Genomic DNA, 15,338 nt, shown 5'->3' with positions numbered 1-15,338 from the left:
TCGGCGCCCGTCGGCGATCACCCGGGCGGCCACGCCACGCCCTCACGCCGCCGTGCGACGGGCTTGGTCTCCCATGAATTGCGTCTAATCCTCTGCCTATATTGGACAGCGTGATTTAGGCCGGAGCTGCGGGTCGCAGGCGGGCGATCCGGGGGGGGGGTGATCTCGCGGCGTACTGGTCGCGGGCCGGGATCCGACGACGCGGCGGCGCTTCGTACCCAGCGGCGCAGCCCAGCCGTCCACCGGGCCGAAACCCCCGTTGACCGTGCCGAAGTAGCCACTGGGTCCATTCATCGAGTGGCCAACACCCTTTGGTTCCGAGTAGTTGCCCAGCGGTGCCTCTCGGTATCGGCCCACTCGATTGGGATTTCGGCCCGGTCGGCGGCTGTTTCGGCCCGCTGGTCGGCGGCTGTTTCGGCCCGGTCGGCGGGGATTTCGGCCCGGTTGGCGAATTGCTCGCGTCAGTTGGTGACCAATTGGGCGACGAACCCGTCCGGTGCCGTGCCGTAGAGCAAGCGCGCGGCCTGGGTCAGTTCGCCGCTATCGAGTTTGCCTCCGGCGCGGGCGCGATACCTCTCCGGCTTCTGGGTCCAACCGATCATCCGGATCAACAGGTCTCCGTCGATCCGCAGGATCTGACCGGTCAGCCAAGCGGCCTCGTCGGAAGCGAGCCACGCGACCACCGGCGAGCTCTGTCCGGGATCCAGGCTGGGGTCATTGGCCTTCTCACCGATGAAGACATCGGCGGACAACCGGGTGGCGGCCACCGGCGAAATCGCGTTGGCGGTGACGTTGTAACGCTCCATCTCCAGTGCAGTGGTCAGCGTGAGACCGACGATCGCAGCTTTGGCCGCGCTGTAGGCCGCCTGTCCCGCATTGCCTTTGAGCCCCGCGCCCGAGGTCGTGTTGATGATTCTGCCTCGGACGTCTGCGCCGGCCTTCGATTCGTTCCGCCAGTGATCGCAGGCGTGTTTGGTCACTGCGAAGGTACCTTTGAGATGTACCGCGACAACGGCATCCCAGTCTTCCTCGGTCATTCGGGTGATCAGCTTGTCGCGAACGATTCCGGCGTTGTTGACAACGATGTCGAGGCGGCCGAACTCGGCAACCGCCTGGGCGATGAGAGCGTCGCTGTCGGTCCAGCTGGTGACCGATCCTTTGTTGGCCACCGCTTTGCCGCCGGCCTCGACGATCTCGCGAGCAACCTGGTCGGCCGGGCTCTCGCCCGAATCGGTGCCGTCGCGGGACACACCCGGATCGTTGACAACAACCGCTGCCCCGTGCCGGGCCAATTCGAGGCAGTGCGCCCGCCCGATTCCGCGTCCGCCGCCGGTGACGATGGCGACCTTGCCGTCGAGCCGTACTTCTCCCATGAGTTCTACCTTTCGATTGCTTGTTTGCGAACGCCGGCCTCGCCCCACAGATCCACCAAGGCCGCGGTTCGTTCGGTCCGGTCCAGGCCTCGCAGGTCGACCGAACCTCGTTCGGTGACCACGATCCCGACGTCATGTGCCGGAGTGCTCACCGGACGCGACAGTGACGAGACGAGAGTTGATGCGCCGTTGTGGGTGGTCGAGACGGCGATGATGCTGACACCACCAACGGTGGTCGCTGCTGCTGCGGCGTAGTCACCGTGGCCGCCGATGCCGCCGAACACTGCGGTCGCCGTACCTTCGACGTTGATCTGACCGTGCACGTCCACTTCGACGGCGGTGTTCACCGCGACTAACGGATCGGCCGACAGTCTGCTGACGTCGTGGGTGTACTCGACCGGATACAGGACCGGACGGCCCTCTGCCCACTCGCGCAGTCGCGGTCCTCCGGCGAGATAGGTCGTCACGGGTTCTCCGAGCAACAGGCCACGGTTGTCGAGGTCGACAACCTCATCGGGCAGCAGGCCCGAATCGATGCGCACCGGGACCGTCAGGGTGCTGAGCAGAAGCGACCCCAGCGAACCCGGGCCGACCTGCAGTCGGGTGCCCTCCGGGATGAGTGGCAGTACACCCGCGGCAAGTCGTTCGGTGATCGGATCGGTGCGGGCGCCGGGCATGTCACCCGGCGGTTGGTCGGTGCTCCCGACGATGACGACCTGGTCGGCGGGCAACAACGCGCCTGCAGCACACTTCGGCGACGCCGACGACGTGATCGCCGCGACCCTGGCGCCGGCGTCCACCGCGGCCTTCTGCCATGAGATCTCATTGGCGAACGTGTGCCCACCGCCGGTCGCAACCACGGTGGCGACCAGCACATCGGGCCGAATGACGTTGTGTATCAATGCTGGAACCTGCGACAACCGAATCGGCACAAAATGGGCGAGTCCGGCGGCCACGGCCTTGCGCAGTCCCCAGCCCGGCATCACCGTGCGCACGTCGGCGAACGCGGTGAGATCGAGTCCGCGGGGCTCTGCCGGCAACCAGCCCAGCAGCAGCCGAACACCACCGACTGCGCGGGCGGCGTCGGACAGTTCTTCGAACACCACCTGTGGTGTGCCGAACCCATCGCCCACGGCGACGGTGCACCCGCCGTGCAGGAGCGTCCCGAGGACACCGTCCCCGGGCGAATGCGTCACCGTGCGGGCTCTCGGGGGAGCCCGAGCACCCGCTCCGACAAGATGTTTCGCTGGATCTCACTGGTCCCACCCAGGATGGTCTGCGCCCGGCCGACCAACATCCGGTGCACGATCGGTGACAGCTCCGGGTCGACCGTCGCATCCATGCCCAGTACGTCGGTGGCCACATCTCCGAGATCGCGATGGACTTCCGAGGCCATCAGCTTGAGGACCGACATCGTCGGCGAGTTCGCCCCGTCTCCGGTGGAGATCGCTCGCAGCCAGGTGGCCCGCAGGATCCACACCCGGCTCCACAGCTGGACGATCTTGTCGGCCAGCACGTCGTCGAGCCGGCCCTTGTCGGTTGCGGCCTCGATCAATTCATCGAGCGCGGCGAACATTCCGACGGCCTGCGATCCCAGACTCAGTCGCTCTTGGCCGAGCGTTGCGGTCGCCACCCGCCACCCTTCGCCGACCTCACCCAGGAGGTGTTCAGGACCCAGTCTCACGTCCGACAAGAAGACCTCATTGAACTTCTTCTCGCCGTCCATCTGCTCGAGGGGCCGAACCAGGATACCGGGCAGGTCCATCGGGACGATGAACGCGGTCAGACCCTTGTAGCGCTCGTCGCCGGTACGTGCGAGCAGCAACCCGAACTGCGCCGCTTTGGCGGCGCTGGTCCAGACCTTCTGGCCGTCCACGACCCAGCCCCCGTCAACCGGACGGACCCGGGTTCGCACCGACGCGAGGTCCGAGCCTGCACCCGGCTCGGAGAACAGCTGACACCACAGATGCTTACCCGAGACGATGGGAGGCAGGTATTTCGCCTTTTGTTCCGCCGTGCCGAACTGCATGATGACCGGTCCGGCCAGGTTGGGCCCGACCATTCCGAGCTGAGTCGGTACACCCGCCTTCGCCGCTTCCTCGGCGAAGATCGCCTGCTCCATCGCAGTGGCCTCGCGCCCACCGAACTCGGTCGGCCAGTGCAGGCACGCGTAACCGGCTTGGGCAAGGGTCTGATGCCACTGCCGTCCCGGCGCGACGTCTGCCGCGTCCGGGGTGCCGCCGTATGCCCGTAGACCTTCAGGACGCGGAGCGGTCGCTAGCCACGACTGCACCTCGTACCGGAAGTCTTCGCCTTCTCCACCGTCTTGACCCAGCGGCGACTTCGAACTCATGACTTCCCCCTCATCCACTCAGCTCTCGGTGCCTAGAAGCCCATCGACCGACCGATGAGGTCTTTCATGATTTCTGTGGTACCGCCGTAGAGACGCTGTACCCGCGAGTCGCGCCACAGTCGCGCCACCTCGTACTCGTTGATGTACCCATAGCCACCGTGCAGTTGAAGGCAGCGGTCCAGGATTTCCCACTGGAGCTCGGTGCTCCACCACTTGAGTCCGGCGGCCTCTTCCGCGGACAGCTCGCCGGCGTTGGCCGCCATCACACACTGGTCGAGGTAGCTCTGCGCCACGTTCAGTTTGGTCTTCATCTCGGCGAGGAAGTGGCGGTTGACCTGAAACTTGCCGATCTCGGTACCGAAGGCCTTGCGGTTCGACACGTAGTCGACCGTCAGATCGAAGGCTCGCCGCGCCATCGGCACGGCATAGGTTGCTATGCCCACCCGCTCGGCGGGCAGGTTGCCCATCAGGTGATAGAAGCCACGGTTTTCCTCGCCCAACAGGTTCTCCACCGGAACCTCGACGTTGTCGAAGAACAGTTCGGCGGTGTCCGCCGAGTGTTGCCCGATCTTGTCGAGTTTGCGCCCGCGCGAGAAGCCCTCCCTCGTCGCCTCGACCACGATCAGGCTCAATCCCTTACGTCCGGCCGAGGGGTCGGTCTTGCACGCCACCATGATCAGATCCGACGAAAGGCCGTTGCTGATGAACGTCTTCGACCCGTTGATGACGTAGCTGTCGCCGACTCTCTTGGCCGTGGTCTTGATACCGGCCACGTCGGACCCCGCCGCGGGCTCGGACATGGCGATCGAGGTGATGTATTCGCCGGACACGTACTTCGGGAGCCAACGCTTTTTCTGTTCGTCATTGGTGAGACCGACGAGGTAGGAGGCCATGATGTCGTTCTGCACGCCCAGGCCGATGCCGACCGCGCCCGTTCCGAACATCTCCTCGCTGAGGATCTGGTTGTACCGGTAGTCTTTGATGCCCAGGCCGCCGTACTCTTCGGGTGCCTCCCACCCGATCAATCCTTGTTCGCCTGCCCGAAGCCATGCTTCGCGACTGACGCGTCCCTCACGTTCCCACTGTTCGGTGTACGGAACGCACTCTTTTTCGAAAAAGGTTCTCGCAGTTGCGCGAAACTGTTCATGCTCGTCTTCGAGATGGTGGCGGCGCATCGATGGGTCCTCCAGATCGGCTGTTGCGAATATACTACAATAATACAACTATTAACCCTATTACCCCGAGACCTATCAACACCGACAGGTGAGGACAGATGACCAGCACAACGGCACCCCGTAGTGACAACCGGAAGAGTCTCTCGGCCTACCGCACGGCGCTCAGAGAATTTCTCGAATCCGACACCGCCCTGGACGAGTGGCGCGGACGCCACTATCCGACGGTTCCGGCCGAGCTCCAGCACCATGCCCAGCTCATGCAACTGCTTTATGCCGGTGGCTGGAACAGGTACGGCTGGCCCGTGTCCGCCGGCGGCCTCGGCGGTGACGAGCGACATCGGGCAGTCCTTTACGACGAGCTCAGCGCACACGGCCTGCCGGTGCCCGGTCAGCATCTGGTGATGGAGACCCTGGGACCGCCGACGGTCCGATTCGCGCCGGAGATCGCGAACACTCTCTTCCAGGGCTTCCTCAACGGAACCGAGTGGTGGGGACAGGGGTTCTCCGAACCCGAGGCGGGAAGTGATCTCGCCTCCCTGCGGTGCCGGGCCACCCGGGAGGGCGACGACTACATCGTCAACGGCCAGAAACTGTGGACCAGTTACGGCGCCACCGCGCGCCGACTCGTGTGCCTGGTACGTACGGGCACCACCGAGAGCCGCCATCGCGGTCTGAGCATGTTGCTGATCGACGTGGACACGCCGGGCCTGCAGGCCCGGCCCATCGCGCTGGCGAGTGGACGCGAAGAACTGGCGGAGGTCTTCTTCGATTCCGTACGGGTTCCGGCGAGTCGGCTCATCGGCGAGCAGGACCAGGGCTGGGCGGTGGCGATGTACCTGTTGCAATTCGAGCGCGGAATGTATGCCTGGCTCACCTCGACCGTGCTCCTGCAACGTTTGGACACATTGCGGAACCAACTGCGCGACCGCGGAATTCATCGCGATGGCGCGGCCGTGCGCCTCGGCAACGTCTACCTCGACATCGTCGCACTGCGGGCCCGCAGTGCCCAGACCGTGCAGCGACTGGCCGCCGGGGAGACCATCGGCCCCGAAGCCAGCACCGACAAGATCCTGCTGGGCACCGCCGAGCAGTCGCTCTACGACGCGGCCCGTGACCTTCTCGGGCCACTGATCGACATCGGCACCGGACCCGACCTCGACACCTGGCGCGACGAATGGTGGTACAGCCGCGCCGCCACGATCCTCGGCGGTTCGGCAGAGGTACAGCGCGGAATCATCGCCGACCGCGTCCTGAAGCTGCCGTGAAAGGAACCCAGATGGACAACGAGACCAGAACACTCCTCGCCGGCTCGCTCAAGGGGATGTTCGAAGGTGAGGGGGTCGACATCGAGGCGGCGCTGGCCGAACTCGGTTGGGACGACGTCATTGACTCCTACCCCGCCGCCACCGAACTCCTGTTCGCCGAACACGGACGAGCGCTGGCACATTCACGGTCACTGGACGCCGAGGTCGTCCGCGAGCTGGCGGATGTCCTGCCCGCGCCCCGGGGCACGCGCGCGCTCGTCTATCCGCTGCCCTCGCCCTCGGCCGGTCTGACCAGTGACGAGAACTCGATCGACGGAGTTGTGCTGACCGGCCTGGGCGACGTCGACGAGCTGATCGTGCCTGTATCCACGGCTCACGGCACGGGCATCGTCGTGGTGCCGGTTGCCGACGTCGAATCCGGACCCGTCGGCAGTATCGAAGCCGATTCGACCATGGTGCGGGTGCGCGGCAGCCGTGTCCCCACCGTCACCGCCGACGCGAGCGCGGACTGGGATAGAGCGGTCGCTTCGGGACGACGCGCACTGGCCGCCGAGATCATCGGGGCGTGCGGTGCGGCGCTGCAACTGGCAATCGAACACACCAGTTCCCGCAACCAATTCGGTCAGCCGATCTCGCGTTTCCAGGCCGTCCGCCACCGGCTCTCCGAGGCTCACGTCGCCATTGCGGCGGCGCAGGGCATGCTGGACGCGGCCTGGGCCGACCTGGACCCCGACACCGCCACCATCGCCAAGGCTCTGGCTGGCCGGGCCCAGGCAATCGCCAGCCGGACGGTACTCCAGGTGTGCGGAGCGGTTGGAATCTCGGCCGAACACCCGATGCACCGTTTTGTCGAACGGGCGGCCGTCCTCGACGCGCTGCTCACACCGCACCTGATCTCGGTGGAGCATCTGGGTTCATCGCTACTGGCAGGCGAGCCGATCTTGCACCTCACCGAGATCGACACGGCGTAGCGCCAATACAGGCAAAACAAGAGGGCCGGAAGAGGATTCCCTCTTCCGGCCCTACTCGTGGTTTGGAGCCTGCTCAGCGGGCAGGCAACAATCCGACCCGCTCACCCAGCAAGCGCCGATGGTGCGAAGGCCCACCGAACAGCACTTCACTGCTGCGAGCCCTCTTGAAGTACAGGTGCGCCGGATGTTCCCAGGTGAAACCGATGCCGCCGTGCAGCTGGATCGTCTCACTCGCACATCTGCTGTACGCCTCCGAGCACACGGACTTGCTCAAATCAGCCAGCGCGGACACCCCCGGATCACCGTCGGCATCGGCCGCAGCAGCCAGCCGCGCAGTCGATTTCGCCGATTCAAGAGCGACCAGCATGTCGGCGCACTTGTGCTTGACCGCTTGGAAGGATCCGATCGGGCGACCGAACTGGGTGCGTTCTTTCGCGTACTGCACCGACATGTCCAGCACTCGCTCGATTCCCCCCACCTGCTCGTTCGCCACGGCGATCACCGCGACATCGAGCATCCGGGCGACCGCCGCCCAGCCCTCGCCGTCGACGCCCACCAACCGGCCGCCTGCACCGTCGAACGTCAGCGTTGCCTGCCGGCGCGTGCGATCGAGCGTCGGCAGTGGCGTTCTGGTGACCGCGGCATCCGCCGCGTCGACCAGGAACAGACTGACGCCGGCATCGGTACGTCCGACCACCAGGATCACATCGGCGATGTGACCGTCGAGTACGTGGGTCTTGGTCCCGTTCAAGGTGTATCCGGAACCATCGGCGCGCGCTGAGAGCTTGATGCCCTCGGGTTCCCAGCTCTCTTTGACCTCGGTCAGCGCGACCGTGCCGATCATGGCACCGGAGGCGATCGCCGGAAGGTATCGGGCGGCGGCATCGTTGTCACCGGCTGCGCCGAGCGCGGTGGCGAACATGACAACGCTGCTGAGATACGGGCCGCAGTAGAGAGCCCGCCCCATCTCGGTCATCACGACACCGATCTCTTCGCTACCGTAACCGTCACCGCCGAATTGCTCGGGGATCGCCAGCCCGAACAACCCCATCTGCTCGGCCATCTGGGCCCACAGTTCACGGTCGTAACCCTCGGCGGTCTCCATGCTCTTCCGCACGGCCGCTTCGGGCGACTTGTCAGCGAACAGCGCGTTCACTGCCGCGCCGAGTTGTTCCTGCTCCTCGGTCAATACCCCGCGCATGTGGCTCCTTCTGGTGGGCGACGGCAAGGTCGATGATTCTTGGATGTGGTGGTGCAGACGAACCTGCCGACGGTCAGCTGCGGCTTGCGGCCGGTGCCGCGTTGTTGCTGCGTTCGACGAACTTGTTCACGATCGCCTGGTGTTCGGGCTGGTCGAAGGAGACGTACTCCTCGGTGAGGGCGTAGTCGAGAACTCCGGCGATTGCACGCTTGATGTGCAGGTTGAGCGCACGCTTGGTCGACTGGATCGCCTGCGGCGGCTGCGCAGCCAGCTGCTTCGCCAGAGCCAGTGCCTCGGTCTGCAGGTCCGCGTCATCGACCACTCGATTGGCCAGTCCCAGCGATACCGCCGTTTCGGCGGGAATCCTAGCGCTGGTGTAGAGGTACTCCTTCGCCCGCAACATGCCCATCAGCAGTGGCCAGGTCGGCGCTCCACCGTCGGCAGCGGTCAGACCGATGCCGACGTGCGGGTCGGCCAAAAATGCGCTGCTGCCGATCAGCACGATGTCGCTGCAGACCGCGAGGTTGCACCCCAGCCCGACTGCGGGCCCGTTGACCGCAGCGACCACCGGAAGCGGGAAATCGACCATCGCGGTGACCAATTCGCGCGCGCCGTCGATCTCCCCGCGCCGTTTGACCGGATCCGTCTGCAACGACTGGAGATGGTGCATGTCGCCGCCGGCACTGAAAGCGCGCCCAGCGCCGGTCAGGACGACAGAACGGGCATCGGGATCCTTGGCGATACGTCCCCACACCGCGATCAACGCGCCGTGCAGGGCTTTGTTGGCGGAGTTGAGAGCCTCAGGCCTGTTGAGCGTCACCTTACGTACGCCGCCGTCGCTCTCGACCAGGAGTTCTGGTCCCAGGTCCGAATACATGTGGCCTCTATTCTGTATCGACTATTCGCTGGACGGCACGGCTGGGGAGAAGCCCCATCTCTGCCGCGGCAAGTTCGCGAAGCACCACCGACCCGTTGCCGGTATGCACTCCACCCTACCAATCAGATAACTGATTAAACTAGTAGCGCTTGAATATTTACGGTCGCGGCACTCCCTCGGGGATGGAATCGGACCTCTGATGAAGTCTGCCGGCGCAATCAGTAGCAATGGGTCATTCACCGCACATCGGTGGGGCACTCGGTCACAATGCAGTGAATAGGTACTATGAGTTCACTTGAATCACGTCTAACGAAGAGGATTGATGGCTGCGACGCAGAGAGCCAGGCCGACAGGTACGCCTCAGACTGTCCGCGTCCCGAAGGCCGGCGAGATGGTGGCCGCCCAGCTCCGTCGGCAGGTCGTCACGGGCGAACTGTCCGAAGGCGCCAGTCTCCCATCCGAAACCGCATTGATGGAACAGTTCGGGGTGTCCCGGCCCACACTGCGGGAAGCGTTCCGGATCTTGGAGTCAGAGCAGATCATCCGTATTCGGCGGGGTGCCCACGGTGGCGCGTACGTGCTGGTGCCCGATCCCGCAGCGGCTGCCAGGTACGCCGGCACACTGTTGCAGTACCGTGGCACCACCCTTGCAGATGTGTATGAGGCACGAGCGCGTCTGGAGTCGGCCGGTGTCGGAATCCTCGCCAACAAGCGAACCGCCGCGGACCTGCGACGCATCGATGCCTGCCTGGCCGAAGGCCAGGGCCTTCTCAGCGACCCGGTTGCCTTCGCCGAACACCATCTGCTGGCGTTTCCGCAATTATTGATGGAACTGGCCGGAAACCAGACCATGGCAGTGCTGTCTGAGATGCTTTTCGCGATCGTCGAGAGTCACAACACCAGCTACATCAGGCAACACCGCGATGACGCGGATGTAGACGCAGGCATTCGCACCACCTTCCGGTCGCACCAGAAGGTCGCCGCCTTGATTCGAGACAAGCAGAGCGAGAAGGCGACGGCGCATTGGCGCAAGCACGTCAACCGAATCAGTGAACTGATGATCACCGATCCTACCGAGGCCGTACTGGACGTGTTGTCCTAGTCGAAGAGATCAGACACCGTCATGGCTGCGTTCTCCCCCAGCAAGTAGCCCATCGATTCGTCGAGGTGCCGCCTCCAGAGGGATTCGGCCCCGCTGATATCGCGCGCCACAATGTGGTCGTACAAGCGGCGATGCGTTCGCACTGCGGCCGCACGAGCCTGCTCTTCAGTGATTTCTGCGTCGGCGTGTAGAGACACGTTGCCCAGGTCGATGATGTCCTGCAACATCTCACTGAGGAGCAACAACGTGCCGTTCCCAGCGCGCTCGATGACCAGCGTGTGGAATTCGCCGTGCAGCATGATCGCCAGGCGCGAATCCTCCTCCTCGGCGGCAGCATGCCGGTCGAGGCTATCGAGCAGGGCCGCAAGATCAGCCCGAGTGCGGGTACGAGCCAGCTCGCCCACTCCGGGCACTTCGAGTGCAACGCGGGCTTCATAGACATCCCGAAGCGTGACGCCACGATATTCGAGCATGAAGCTCGCATACTTGGCGGCGACCCGACGGCTCGGTGTGTGCACCCGCGCGCCGCCATGGGCTCCTCGCCGGACGCTGATCAGCGATTCCGACTCCAGCACCCGAAAAGCTTCCCGGAGGGTCGGACGCGAAACCCCGTAACGCGTCATCAGTTCCGACTCGGAAGGCAGAGCGTCACCCTCCTGGAGTTCGCCCCGGATGATCTGACGCCGCAGCTGCGCGACAACCAATTCGGCCATCTTCGGCACCCGCACCGTGACGACAGAGCCGCCACCTGCACCTCTGGCGCTGCGTCCACTCGTCGATGGCACTTGGCTACCCCTTCATCGAGTCACGTGTGTGAATCAGTCGCTGGACGGGAGGGGTTTGGCCTCTTTCCTGGCCAGCGTTGTCGCCCCCAGGCTCAGATCTGCCGAGCCCGCTTTGGTGACGAGGACCTCGAGTTGGGCATCCGACGAACAGGTGTAGCGCTTCCCGATCTGCGTTCCGGCGCCAGTTTCCGACGTCAGACCCTCGGCCGGGGTTTGCGACACCTCGATCATCGGCTGGCCGCCACACGTGAGAACTTCGTCTCCGGCAGGTGGCTTGATGACAACGACCTCGGTGGTGTCGATCTGACTCCGCAGCCGGACTCCCGCCTTCAACGCCATGATGTGCCCTTCGTCGCTCTCGTGCGCTACAGATATAGCGTAATGATTACCCTGTTTACACAGCCTAGCCGATACTGCTCGACCGTGCTCTCTATCGCGGTCCGAACCGCTGAGCCCCGTCCAGGCGAATGGTCTCCCCGTTGAGGTACGGGTTCTCCAGGATGTGATGCACGAGCGAGGCATATTCTGCGGGAAGTCCGAGACGTTTCGGATTGGGTATGTTCGCGGTGAACTTGGCGAGCGCCTCGTCACCCACCGATTCCATGATCGGCGTCCGCATGGTGCCCGGGGCGACGGTCACTACCCGTATTCCGAGTGAGCTCAGATCACGAGCGGCCACCAGCGTCAGACCCACCACGCCGGCTTTCGACGCGGCGTACGCTGATTGGCCGATCTGGCCTTCGAAGGCTGCAATGCTCGCTGTTGTGACGATCGCGCCGCGCTGACCGTCGGCGTCGGGCTCGTTCTGCGCGATCGCTGCGGCCGCGAGACGCAGGACATTGTAGGTCCCGGTCAGATACAGATCGACAGTCTTGGTGAACCCCGCGAGAGGCGCGGGACTGCCGTCGCGCTGCACAACTTTCTCCGCCACTCCGAAGCCGCCATGGGCAACCACCGCGTAGCGAAGGGTGCCCAGCGCCTTCGCCGCTTCGACGGTCTCGAGCACACTCGTCTCGGAGGTGACGTCGGTACGTACGTACTTGACCTTCGGACCGAGGTCTTCGGCCAGCTTCTCCGCCTTGTCGTCGGCGAGGTCGGCGATGACCACCGATGCGCCGGCCTCGGCCAGCTCCCGCACGGTGGCCTCACCGAGTCCTCCGGCTCCTCCTGTCACAATGGCAACGCTGTCTGCAAGCTTCAAGTCAACCTCCGGCGATATGTCGATTACGTCTGATAATCAGATGATTTGAAACCGCATTCACCCGTCGAAAGACGGATTCACGGTTTACTTCCCAGTCCAGCGGGGCTTTCGCTTCTCGGCGAAAGCGACCGCGCCTTCCTTGGCGTCCGCACTGATGAAGGCCGGCGCCGATGCCTCGGCGATCTGTGCCGCGGACATTCCCGCCGCCTCGGTCACCATGAGCTGCTTGGTGATCCGGAGCGCGAGCGGTCCGTTCTCGGCGATGGTGGCCGCCAGGGCTACTGCCTCGTCGAGCACCGCCGCGCCGGGTACCACCCGGTTGACCAGTCCGAGTTCGAGTACCCGCTGGGCCGAGACGATTTCGCCGGTGAGTGCGAGTTCGAGGGCGAGAGCCAGTGGGATCCGTCGGGGCAGGCGCGTGCCGCCACCGGCGGCCACCAGCCCTCGTTTGACCTCGGGCAGGCCGAACTTCGCGTGATCGGCCACCACGGCGAGGTCACAGGCCAGCAGCAGCTCGAATCCACCGGCGACCGCAGTGCCTGCCGCGGCGCAGATGATCGGCTTGGGATACACCCGGTCGGTGAAGACCTCAAGGCCCGGACGCGACTTGTCGACCATCTCACCGCCGGCCGCAAATGCCCGCAGATCCATTCCCGCACAGAAGGATCGGTCACCGGCGCCGGTGAGGACCACGGCCCCTACCGAGTCGTCGGTCTCGGCCGCGACAAGCGCCTCGCCGATCCCGGCCATCGTCTCGGCATCGAGGGCATTGCGCACTTCTGGACGATTGATAGTGATCACCAGGACGGCGTCACGCTGGTCGATCAGAACACTCACTGCCGGTACTCCATCATCGGTTTCTCTTCTTTCCCGTGCGAAACCCGCCCCGGGATGTCACATCTTTTCGCGCGGCAGACCGAGAACTCGCTCGGCGATCTGATTCCGGACGACCTCGGAGGTGCCCCCGGCGATGGTGAGTCCCCGCACGAACAACACACCCTCATGCAGATCCGCGGCGCCGCCAAGAGCCCATTCCGCACCGCCCACTTGAACAAGCAGATCGGCGACCCGCTGCTGGTGTTCGCCGGACAACAACTTGGTCACATTACCCTCGGGTCCCGGACCGGCGCCGGACACCGCACGTGCGGCCAGACGCAAAGACAGCATACGCATGGCCTGCCGTTCGGCAACCAGGTGTCCAACCTTGCCCAACAGTTCTGTGTCAGTTGCTTTTTCGGCGTCCGCGACAACCCGGACCGCCACATCGAGGTCGACGAACTCCGCCACACCGCCTCCGATCGTCACACGCTCGTTGCCCAGCGTCGCCCGGGCGACCTTCCACCCTTGGTCGACTGCACCGACGACATCTGCATCCGGGACGAAGACGTTGTCGAGGAAGACCTCGTTGAAGGTGGCGTTGCCGGTGATGTCACGCAGCGGCCGGATCTCGACTCCGTCGGATTCGAGGTCGATGACCAGCATCGATACGCCGGCATGTTTCGGAGCATCCTTGTTGGTGCGTACCGTCGCGAGTCCGCGGTTGCAGTTCTGCGCGTCGCTGGTCCAGACCTTCTGGCCGGAGACCAGCCAGCCACCTTCGGTGCGGACTCCCCGGGTACTGATCGCCGCCGCATCCGATCCCGCGCCGGGTTCGCTGAACAGCTGACACCATCTGATGTCGCCGTCGAGTGACGACCAGACCCAACGGTCGATCTGCGCGTCTGTTCCCTGCTGCAGCAGTGTCGGAACGATCCAGTTACCGATGCCGAGATCGAGCTTCGGGATCACGGCCAGCTCTTCCTCGATGACGAGCTGCTCGACCGGCCCCGCCGAACGACCATACGGCGCGGGCCAATGGGGAAACGCAAACCCCGATCGGGCGAGCAGTGACGCACGCTCACCGGCGGGTGTGGCCAGATACTGATCGCGGAACGCCCGCGCACCGCGCCGAAATGTGTCGGCGTCCTCCGGGAGCTCGAGACTCGGTGGGCGATGTACCCCATCGATCGCCAGCCGTGCCACCTGACGAGCGGCATCGTGACCGAAGACCGCCTGCAGCACATAGGCTCGGCGAAGGAGCAGGTGGGCGTCGTGTTCCCAGGTGAAACCGAGTCCACCGTGCACCTGGATGTTGCGCTGCGCCGAGACCGCGAAGGCGCCGATGGCCTGGTCTGCGGCAACCGCGGCGGCAAACCTGCCCTCGGCCGAGGCCAGGTCCGCCCGCGACGCATCCCATGCAGCAGCCGTTGCTATCTCGGTGTCCACGAACATGTTCGCGCACAAGTGCTTGACGGCCTGGAAGCTCCCGATGGTGCGGCCGAACTGCGACCGTGTCATGGCATAGGCAACCGCGGCCTCCGTACAGGCGCGGGCGCCGCCGGCGGCCTCGGCGGCGGAAAACGTCTGTGCCACCGCGAGGAGGGTGGCGAACGCGCCCGGCAGGACTGCGAGTGGGGTTGCAGCGGAACACGACACGCGCGCCGATGGGCGCGTCCCATCGATCCCGACCACGACCTCGACCTCGACGCCACGTCCCCGCCGGACCACCACCACGTCGGCTTCGGACCGTAGGACAAAGATCTCGGCCGACCCGCCACCGAGCAGGGCGCCGCCGGCACCGCTGACCGCACCATCGGCATCAACGGTGACCTCGCCACCGAGACCGATCGCTGCGGTCGCTTCGCCGGCGCAGAGCTCTGGGAGCAGCGCGGTGCGCTGGTCATCGGTGCCGGAAAGCCTGATCAGCTCGGAGGCGATCACCGTCGGCAGAAAGTCGCCGGGCGCAACGGCACGGCCGAGTTCTTCGAGGACAACCGCGAGCTCCGCGGTTCCGAAACCCTGTCCGCCGTACTGCTCCGGGATGTGCAATCCCAACCAGCCCAGCGAGACCAGATCTTTCCAGAACGGCACTGTGGTGTATCCGGTATCGATCGTCGTCCTGGCCGCGCCGATGGCGTCTCGGTCGGACAAGACCTTGCGCACCGATTCAGCGAGTTCGATGTGTTCGGTGCTGATGGGCAATCCCATGCCGGGAC

At 64.9% G+C, this 15,338-nt stretch carries 14 protein-coding genes; 3 read left to right on the top strand and 11 right to left on the bottom strand.

All coding sequences use genetic code 11. The annotated features are described in order from the left end of the window. Positions 1-461: 461 nt before the first annotated feature. The 4 genes from WIMU1_RS01935 to WIMU1_RS01920 are packed head-to-tail and all read right to left on the bottom strand — an operon-like array spanning position 462 to position 4,901. On the bottom strand, positions 462-1,373 hold the full coding sequence (locus tag WIMU1_RS01935) for an SDR family NAD(P)-dependent oxidoreductase (protein ID WP_062794917.1): 912 nt from the start codon (positions 1,371-1,373) through the stop codon (positions 462-464). A gap of 5 nt (positions 1,374-1,378) precedes the next feature. Further along, positions 1,379-2,569: an acetyl-CoA hydrolase/transferase C-terminal domain-containing protein gene (locus WIMU1_RS01930; RefSeq protein ID WP_062794916.1), complete on the bottom strand. Its 1,191-nt coding sequence runs from the start codon at positions 2,567-2,569 to the stop codon at positions 1,379-1,381. Next, positions 2,566-3,726, bottom strand: a complete 1,161-nt coding sequence (locus WIMU1_RS01925; protein ID WP_062795702.1) for an acyl-CoA dehydrogenase family protein — start codon at positions 3,724-3,726, stop codon at positions 2,566-2,568. Before WIMU1_RS01925 ends, WIMU1_RS01930 begins: the two co-directional genes overlap by 4 nt. 32 nt (positions 3,727-3,758) lie before the next feature. Then, complete coding sequence (locus WIMU1_RS01920; protein WP_062794915.1) at positions 3,759-4,901, bottom strand: acyl-CoA dehydrogenase family protein; 1,143 nt, start codon at positions 4,899-4,901, stop codon at positions 3,759-3,761. Between the two features lie 98 nt (positions 4,902-4,999). On the opposite strand from WIMU1_RS01920, the gene WIMU1_RS01915 reads away from it, so the two are divergent. Next, on the top strand, positions 5,000-6,166 hold the full coding sequence (locus WIMU1_RS01915; protein WP_062794914.1) for an acyl-CoA dehydrogenase family protein: 1,167 nt from the start codon (positions 5,000-5,002) through the stop codon (positions 6,164-6,166). Positions 6,167-6,177: 11 nt separating this feature from the next. Beyond that, positions 6,178-7,137 (top strand): acyl-CoA dehydrogenase family protein, encoded by a 960-nt coding sequence (locus WIMU1_RS01910; RefSeq protein WP_158599292.1) that lies wholly within the window; start codon positions 6,178-6,180, stop codon positions 7,135-7,137. Between the two features lie 73 nt (positions 7,138-7,210). Here WIMU1_RS01910 and WIMU1_RS01905 read toward each other — a convergent pair whose 3' ends face one another. Next, positions 7,211-8,338, bottom strand: coding sequence for an acyl-CoA dehydrogenase family protein (locus WIMU1_RS01905; protein WP_062794912.1), 1,128 nt, complete (start codon positions 8,336-8,338; stop codon positions 7,211-7,213). A gap of 73 nt (positions 8,339-8,411) precedes the next feature. Continuing rightward, a complete protein-coding gene (locus tag WIMU1_RS01900; RefSeq protein ID WP_062794911.1) occupies positions 8,412-9,215 on the bottom strand; it encodes an enoyl-CoA hydratase/isomerase family protein in 804 nt (267 codons plus the stop codon). 322 nt (positions 9,216-9,537) lie between these two features. On the opposite strand from WIMU1_RS01900, the gene WIMU1_RS01895 reads away from it, so the two are divergent. Then, entirely contained in the window at positions 9,538-10,317 is a 780-nt protein-coding gene (locus WIMU1_RS01895; RefSeq protein WP_062794910.1) for a FadR/GntR family transcriptional regulator, read from the top strand. On the opposite strand, the gene WIMU1_RS01890 is transcribed toward WIMU1_RS01895, so the two are convergent. The 5 genes from WIMU1_RS01890 to WIMU1_RS01870 form a co-directional block, all read right to left on the bottom strand. Next, on the bottom strand, positions 10,314-11,102 hold the full coding sequence (locus WIMU1_RS01890; RefSeq protein WP_245969155.1) for a FadR/GntR family transcriptional regulator: 789 nt from the start codon (positions 11,100-11,102) through the stop codon (positions 10,314-10,316). The two genes, WIMU1_RS01895 and WIMU1_RS01890, sit on opposite strands and share 4 nt — an antisense overlap. Positions 11,103-11,135: 33 nt before the next feature. Beyond that, entirely contained in the window at positions 11,136-11,441 is a 306-nt protein-coding gene (locus tag WIMU1_RS01885; RefSeq protein ID WP_062794909.1) for a hypothetical protein, read from the bottom strand. A gap of 91 nt (positions 11,442-11,532) precedes the next feature. Continuing rightward, positions 11,533-12,276 carry an SDR family oxidoreductase gene (locus WIMU1_RS01880; protein WP_245969156.1) on the bottom strand — a complete coding sequence of 248 codons (744 nt, stop codon included), beginning with the start codon at positions 12,274-12,276 and terminating at the stop codon, positions 11,533-11,535. Between the two features lie 111 nt (positions 12,277-12,387). Next, positions 12,388-13,140 (bottom strand): enoyl-CoA hydratase-related protein, encoded by a 753-nt coding sequence (locus WIMU1_RS01875; RefSeq protein ID WP_062794907.1) that lies wholly within the window; start codon positions 13,138-13,140, stop codon positions 12,388-12,390. A gap of 57 nt (positions 13,141-13,197) precedes the next feature. Next, the gene (locus WIMU1_RS01870; RefSeq protein ID WP_062794906.1) at positions 13,198-15,330 is read right to left on the bottom strand and encodes an acyl-CoA dehydrogenase family protein; all 2,133 of its coding nucleotides are present in this window, start codon (positions 15,328-15,330) and stop codon (positions 13,198-13,200) included. Positions 15,331-15,338 lie beyond the last annotated feature (8 nt).

Origin of the sequence: Williamsia muralis NBRC 105860 (assembly GCF_001598915.1) — a bacterium.
GTDB lineage: Bacteria > Actinomycetota > Actinomycetes > Mycobacteriales > Mycobacteriaceae > Williamsia > Williamsia muralis.
The sequence above is the reverse complement of the archived record's forward strand: the minus strand, read 5'-3'. Positions and strand labels throughout refer to the sequence as shown.

Excerpts from the sequence above, each read along its gene's own strand:
- WIMU1_RS01870 (WP_062794906.1), bottom strand. The coding sequence starts at position 15,330 with ATGGGATTGCCCATCAGCACCGAACACATCGAACTCGCTGAATCGGTG.
- WIMU1_RS01885 (WP_062794909.1), bottom strand. The coding sequence starts at position 11,441 with ATGGCGTTGAAGGCGGGAGTCCGGCTGCGGAGTCAGATCGACACCACC.
- WIMU1_RS01920 (WP_062794915.1), bottom strand. The coding sequence starts at position 4,901 with ATGCGCCGCCACCATCTCGAAGACGAGCATGAACAGTTTCGCGCAACT.
- WIMU1_RS01900 (WP_062794911.1), bottom strand. The coding sequence starts at position 9,215 with ATGTATTCGGACCTGGGACCAGAACTCCTGGTCGAGAGCGACGGCGGC.
- WIMU1_RS01925 (WP_062795702.1), bottom strand. The coding sequence starts at position 3,726 with ATGAGTTCGAAGTCGCCGCTGGGTCAAGACGGTGGAGAAGGCGAAGAC.
- WIMU1_RS01915 (WP_062794914.1), top strand. The coding sequence starts at position 5,000 with ATGACCAGCACAACGGCACCCCGTAGTGACAACCGGAAGAGTCTCTCG.
- WIMU1_RS01910 (WP_158599292.1), top strand. The coding sequence starts at position 6,178 with ATGGACAACGAGACCAGAACACTCCTCGCCGGCTCGCTCAAGGGGATG.
- WIMU1_RS01905 (WP_062794912.1), bottom strand. The coding sequence starts at position 8,338 with ATGCGCGGGGTATTGACCGAGGAGCAGGAACAACTCGGCGCGGCAGTG.
- WIMU1_RS01895 (WP_062794910.1), top strand. The coding sequence starts at position 9,538 with ATGGCTGCGACGCAGAGAGCCAGGCCGACAGGTACGCCTCAGACTGTC.
- WIMU1_RS01935 (WP_062794917.1), bottom strand. The coding sequence starts at position 1,373 with ATGGGAGAAGTACGGCTCGACGGCAAGGTCGCCATCGTCACCGGCGGC.